Consider the following 6041-nt stretch of genomic DNA (forward strand, 5'->3'; position numbering starts at 1 on the left):
AGCAGGAGTTCAACCGCAACCACCAGGCCCGATACCGCGACGCGCTCATACCAGCGGCTTGATCGCCAGAGCCCTCATTAGATCTGCACCCTTCGAAGAAGCACCCACCACCCAACAAGTCCGACCTGGACCCGCTGCGGCGGCTGGCCGACTCCCTCAACCGCTACCTCAGCGACGGTGACACCGATGCTGCCGCACCCCCGGGACCGGACGGCGGCCCGCCGGCCTCCGCCGCCCGGGCAGGGCCGGAGATCGGCGATCAAGGCCGCAACCTGGCCGGAAGGCATATCGGACCCGCAGTTCACCCGGTGACGCTCACGCGTCGGCCGGTGCTCTGCCCAGGCGTCCTGCCCGATCGGCGCGCCAAATCCTCGGTTCCCGCGAGCCTTTCACCCACCATGCGACCTCGTGGGCATCACTGACCAGCACACCTACAAGATCGTCAGCCGACGCACCGGAATCTCGGGCGGCCGCCGGGCGGAGGAAGGTTGCCGGGTCGGCAGGGTGGGCAGCCTTCGTCAACTCTTGGACACAGAAAGCCGGTTCGACGAGACACCCGCCACGCGCTCCCCGTCCGCCCGCCTACGGAAGGAACCTGACCCCGTGTCGTCCGCCCCCCTCGCCCTCACCCTGGCCAATCTGCTGCTCCGGCCGGGCTTCGGCTCCCGTCGCGTCCCCGACCGGACCTTCGACCGGCTGGTCGCCACGACCGGGCAGGCGGACGGGGACCAGCGGTTCGTCGACGACTTCCGGTTCCTGTTGCGCCACTGGGCGGGCGACGAGAACCTCACTCCGGTCGGCTGGGTGTCCGCACAGGCTCACGTCCGCAGGCATCTCACAAACCGGACCCGGATCCGGCGGCTGATCGCCGAACACCCCGCGATCGAACGGGAGCCCGTCGAGCAGCCGGTGTTCGTGGTGGGCCTGCCGCGCACGGCCACCACGCTCACCCACGGCGTGCTGTCCCTCTCGGACGAGCACCGATGTCCGCTGCTCTGGGAGTTGCTCACCCCCGACCTGGACGTGCCGCCCGGGCAGCGGCAGAAGGCCGTCACCGCAGCGCGTCGGATGGTCGGCGGAATTGACCTGTTCGCCCCGCGCTTCCGCGACATCCACCCCCTCCACGCCGAGGGCCCCGACGAGTGCACCTTCGCCCTTCCGCACACCGTGATGCCGCTGTCCCAGGCCCGCATGCCCGAGTACCAGGCCTGGCACTACGAGCGGGACTTCGTCCCCGACTACCGCCACCTCAAGCAGGTCTTCCAGGTGCTCCAGTACGGCCGCCCCCGCCGCCGCTGGGTGCTGAAGTCCCCCATGCACCTCGAGAACCTCGACGCGCTGCGCACTGTCTTCCCCGACGCCACGATCGTGTGGACCCACCGCGACCCGGTCGCCGTCGTGGCGTCGTTCTGCAGCCTGGTCGAGCACGGCATGGCCATCACCGTCCGTCCCATCGACCTGCACGGCATCGGCGCCACCTGGCTCGAACTGCTGAGCCGCTCCATGGCGCGGGGCCTCGCGGCCCGGACCTCGATCCCCCGGGAGGCGCTGGTGGACGTCCCGTACTCCTGGCTCGGGCACGACCCGGCCTCGGGCGCCCCGAAGCTCTACGAGTCCATCGGCGCCCGGTGGACCGACGCCGACGCCACCCGGCTCCCCGACGTCACCGCCCGCCGCAAGGGCACCCGCCCCCACAGCTACGACCTGACGCGCTACGGCCTGACCCGCGCCGACATCGAGTCGGCCTTCACCGACTACAACACGCTCCGGGCCGAGGTGGACCGGGCCTGACCGCCCGGGCCGGCTGTTGCTCGGGCCGGCCCGCAAGGGCCGGACCTGCTGGAGCACTTCTGCGACGTACGCCGATCCAGATCTTCGTCAGCGTGCCAACGGCGGTGACTCCGGGCCCGGTGCTCTGACCGCACAGGTTCACCGGGGTGAGGCGGGCCGGTCGGCCGGCAGCGTGTAGTACCAGCCCGGGCGCCACGCGGGCGGCGCGTCGAGCACGTCTTCCAACGGTCTTCCGGCGAGCAGGTGTTCCAGTGCCCATCGGTTGGCCGAGTGGGCGATCACCAGAATTCTGCTGCCGTCCCATCCGGCGGCGAGGTCGTGGAGGAACGCGTCGGTTGCTCCGACGACCTGACGGTAGCTCTGGCCGCCGGGGAACGGCTCGTCGATGCGCCGGGCTCGCTGAGCGGCGACGAGAGGCATCGGGCTTCCGTTGAGATCACCGTAGTTGCACTCACGCAGTCGGATGTCCTGGTAGATAGGAGGCGGGGCGTCGGGGAACGCGATCCGGGCCGTCCGGACGGCCCGGTGCAGGTCGGAGACGAACACGGCCGCGAAGCCGTCGCCCGGTCGGCGCTCGCCCAGTTCACGGGCCTGGCGGCGGCCCAGCTCCGAGAGTTCACCCGGGAGCCAGCCGGTGGCGATACCGGCCTCGTTGTCGGTGGTGGTGGCGTGCGTCTCGCAGACGATCTCTACTGCCATCAGGGCTCCCGGTCTCCTGGCGGGTCAGGCTGCGCCCGCGAGAGCGCGCCCGTACCAGCGCAAGCCCTTCTCGCTGCGGATGCGTGCGCGTTCACGGCGCTGGGCGGCGAATTCCTCGGGCGAACTCCTCGACTTCCCCCGAAGCATTCCCCCGAAGCATTCCCCCATCGACGATGCCCCCGCAAGCATGCGGGGGCATCGCCCCGAGGGCCGACCCGGCACCCGGCTGCAGCTGCAGCAAGCAGGCACGTCCTTGCTCAACTCAACGTCGCCCGGCGCAACTTCAATCGGCGCGGCACTGCTGGTGACGCTTCCGGCAACAGCGGGCACACAACGTCGAATCCAGCACGAGATCACCGCCACCGCCACCACCGCCGTCGGGCCGCCCGGCCGGCCGAACGCTGTCAGGGCCGTACGCCACCTCGGCGTACGGCCCTGACAGCGTCTCAGCTCACCGCTGCGGTCAGTGGACCGGGTGCGAGGCCTCGCAGCCGCCGGCGCCGTTGTTGAAGTCGTTGGCCCAGGTCGACTGGACCGCGAACTTGCCCGTGCCCAGCGTGATGTTCTGCGAAGCGCCCTGGCCGGAGGAGATCCAGGCGCAGAGGTCACCGTTCTCCGAGCCGTTTGAGGAGGTCCAACCACCCGCCGGGTTCTGGTCGGTGATCGTCTCGGCGTACTCGTGGCCGCCGACGATGGTCACACCGTCCAGCGTTCCCGGGGAGTTGACGAAGCCCTGCCCGCAGCTCGCGCCCGCGTCCGTCAGGTAGGGCATGTTGGTGAACGCGATGTCCCCGTACGGGGAGGTGGCCGCGCCGCCGGAGAGCGTCGTGTCACCGTTGTAGTCGTGCCAGGCGCAGAAACCCTGGCTCTGGTAGTTGTCCGGGTTGGTGCCGGTCGGGAAGGTGATCACGTACTGGGCGTTGCGGTTCTTCGCCGCGGTGGTGTTGGCGAAGTGCTTGGCCGCCTTGATCGCCTCAAGCGCGATCTGGTGCCCGGAGGCTGCGGCCGGGACGGCCGAGGTGTCCTCCCAGACGCCGGCCAGCGCACCGGCGGTGGTCGGGTGACCGACGTGCGCGGCGGTGGACGGGCAGGTCTGGGCGCCGGTCGCGACGCCCTGGCAGTACTGGGTCATGACACCGGACCAGGTCTCGCCGCCGGTGCCCAGGCCCTTGAAGAAGGACTGCTGGTCGGGCGCCATACCGGACTTGTCACCGGCCAGGTGGACCAGTCCGTGGCTGTCCGTGCTGGCCTTGCCCCACTGGGCACCCCAGTAGATCACGTAGACCTTGGGGGCCCCGGTGGTGACGCCGATGCCGTCGATGGCGCCGCCGTAGGCGAGGTTCGCGGCGGACGTGGTGGCGGTGCCGGGCAGGGTGACGGCACGGCCGGTCGCCGGGTCCAGCTTCGGCACCGCACCGTGCCGGTAGGCGTGGCCGGCGGCCGGGGTGGCGGCGCTGTCGGCCTGGGCCAGGCCGCTGCCGGCGAACAACCCGGTGACCAGGGCCAACGAGGAGGCCGCAGCGAGGGCAGCGGTCTTGGCGGAACGCGAAGATATGGCCCGGTTGAGACGAGGCATCTGAGGGATGGTCCTTCCGTGCAGGCGTGGGGGTCGGAAGCGACCAGGCCCACGAACACACGTGGCCTGGCCGGTTGCACGGTTCGCCAGGCGGGCGGCAGCGCGCCACCCGCAGCTCGGGATCACCACGGTCTGCGGCGACAGCTCATGATGACGTACAGTCAAAGACTGCGCCAGAGTCTCGTCAGCGCGACTGGTTCCGATCTTGCCGGCGGCGCAGAGCTGACCGCAGCGGCCGGCCGAGCTGCCGGAGTCCAAGGCGCCTCACCGCAGCGGGCGCCGCGACCTTCCCCGGTGGGTTTACCCGTTACCCGGCCGAGGAAGGAATTAATCATGCGAGTGATGAACGGTGCTACCAGGACAGCGGGGAGTTCCGCCGGTTCGACTCCGTTCTGATGGCACTCACTCCGAAGTCCGCGATCGACGCGGCAGTCGTGCGGATGACCCACCCGCCGCGCCTGAGCCCACTACGCCTGAGCCTGGCGGAGTACACCCGCGAGGTCACGACGCCGGCCGAGCTCGTCACCGGGCGGGAACCGTGACCGGCCCGGGCGCACGCCCCGGCAACCGGCGCCTCCTGCTGAACCTGCTCTGGGACGTGGTGGCGCCGACCGCGCTCTTCTACGGGCTGCGCGGGGCGGGTGTGAGCACGTTCGCCGCGCTGCTCGCGGGCGCGGTGGTGCCCGCCTGCAGTACGGGTGTGCAGTGGGTGCGGAGGCGCCGACTGGACGGGTTGGGGTCCTTCGTGGCAGTGGTGATGCTGCTGGGGGTCGCGGCCTCGTTGGTCAGCGGGAGCACCCGGTTCATGCTGGCGAAGGACGGTTGGGTGACGGCCTTCGCCGGCCTGTGGTTCCTGGCGTCGGCGTGGGGACCGCGACCGATGGCGTTCCTGGGCGGCCGGCCGTTCCTGGAGGGTCGGTTCCGCTCCGACGGCACCTCGTGGGACACGCTGTGGGAACGCGAACCGGCCTTCCGCCGGATCTGGCGGGTGTCCACGGTGATCTGGGGCGCCGCCATGCTCGCGGACGCCGCCGCTCGGATCACGATGGCCTACACGCTGCCGCCGGACTCCGTACCCGGGCTCGGGGCGCTGCTGTGGCCGGTCACGCTGGTTCTGCTGCAGGTCGTGAACGGCGTCTACTACGAGGTCTCCGGCCTGTGGCGGATCACCGCCGGGACCGCCCCCCGCACGGTCCCGGCGGACCCCTCCACCCAGGCCTGAGTACCTGTGTCTGAACCTGCATCCATTGTGATCAAGGTCCAAGACGGATCCTTAGGAGGTCAACTGAAGTAGCTTCAGGCTGATTGCCGCGCGAGGAAGTAGGGGTGACGACGGTTCGAGGTGCACCAGTGAGATCCACGATTCCATCAGCCTCGGGGCAGAGGAGGTGGTATCCATGGCTCATGGCGTCGATATTCCGTACGAAGGACGGCCGTAAGGTCGGGTTCGGGGACCAGGTGTGGTCTCAGAACGGGGACGGGCCTTTCGTCATCACTCAGCCCGGATCCACCGGGTGATCGCTGCCGGGGAGGTTCCGCAGAACGAAGAGATGCCTTGCGACCTGCGATGATGGGAGTTCTCTAGGCTCCACCACGCACAATCAGCAAGGCATCTCGTAAGTGCAATCATCTCACGCTGTCTCGGCCGTCTCCCTCGTGTTCGACGAGCCGAATCTGCTCGCGGACGCGGGGCTGGTCCCGCTGGTCCGCCTGGCCGAGCGCGCCGGCCTGCCCGCCCTGGTCGGCGACAGGCTGCGCATCGAAGGCGCCGACAACAGCGCCGGCGCCCACCCGGGTGCGAAGGCGATGACGCTGATCGCGGCGATGTGCGCCGGGGCGGACTCCATCGACGACACCGACCGGTTGCGGCACGGCGCGACGCGCCTGCTGTCCGGCGGGGTGCGCGCGCCTTCGACGCTGGGCACCTTCCTGCGCGCCTTCACGCACGGCCACAACCGGCAGCTCCACGCGGTGC

At 70.2% G+C, this 6041-nt stretch carries 5 protein-coding genes and 1 pseudogene; 4 read left to right on the forward strand and 2 right to left on the reverse strand.

The genetic code is table 11. From position 1 onward, the window contains the following. Nucleotides 1-603: 603 nt before the first annotated feature. A complete protein-coding gene (locus P3T29_RS32190; RefSeq protein WP_280720225.1) occupies nt 604-1791 on the forward strand; it encodes a sulfotransferase in 1188 nt (395 codons plus the stop codon). 138 nt (nt 1792-1929) lie between these two features. Here the strand turns inward: P3T29_RS32190 and P3T29_RS32195 are convergent, their stop codons facing one another. Both P3T29_RS32195 and P3T29_RS32200 read right to left on the reverse strand, forming a co-directional pair. Continuing rightward, complete coding sequence (locus P3T29_RS32195; protein WP_280720226.1) at nt 1930-2490, reverse strand: histidine phosphatase family protein; 561 nt, start codon at nt 2488-2490, stop codon at nt 1930-1932. A 463-nt stretch (nt 2491-2953) separates the two neighbouring features. Beyond that, nucleotides 2954-3997, reverse strand: a complete 1044-nt coding sequence (locus P3T29_RS32200) for a hypothetical protein (protein ID WP_280720227.1) — start codon at nt 3995-3997, stop codon at nt 2954-2956. 464 nt (nt 3998-4461) lie between these two features. Between P3T29_RS32200 and P3T29_RS32205 the strand changes: the two genes are divergently transcribed. The 3 genes and pseudogenes from P3T29_RS32205 to P3T29_RS32215 all read left to right on the forward strand — a co-directional run. After that, nucleotides 4462-4608, forward strand: coding sequence for a hypothetical protein (locus P3T29_RS32205; RefSeq protein WP_280720228.1), 147 nt, complete (start codon nt 4462-4464; stop codon nt 4606-4608). Continuing rightward, entirely contained in the window at nt 4605-5288 is a 684-nt protein-coding gene (locus P3T29_RS32210) for a VC0807 family protein (RefSeq protein ID WP_280720229.1), read from the forward strand. The genes P3T29_RS32205 and P3T29_RS32210 overlap by 4 nt, the downstream gene beginning before the upstream one ends. A gap of 398 nt (nt 5289-5686) precedes the next feature. Further along, a pseudogene (locus P3T29_RS32215) lies at nt 5687-6041 on the forward strand (IS1380 family transposase); the annotation flags it as partial.

The sequence above is a fragment of the Kitasatospora sp. MAP5-34 genome (genome assembly GCF_029894335.1).
Classification (GTDB): Bacteria; Actinomycetota; Actinomycetes; order Streptomycetales; family Streptomycetaceae; genus Kitasatospora.

What these genes read in the sequence shown, in the direction of transcription:
- P3T29_RS32195 (WP_280720226.1), bottom strand. Translation starts at nt 2,490, where the DNA reads ATGGCAGTAGAGATCGTCTGCGAGACGCACGCCACCACCACCGACAAC.
- P3T29_RS32205 (WP_280720228.1), top strand. Translation starts at nt 4,462, where the DNA reads ATGGCACTCACTCCGAAGTCCGCGATCGACGCGGCAGTCGTGCGGATG.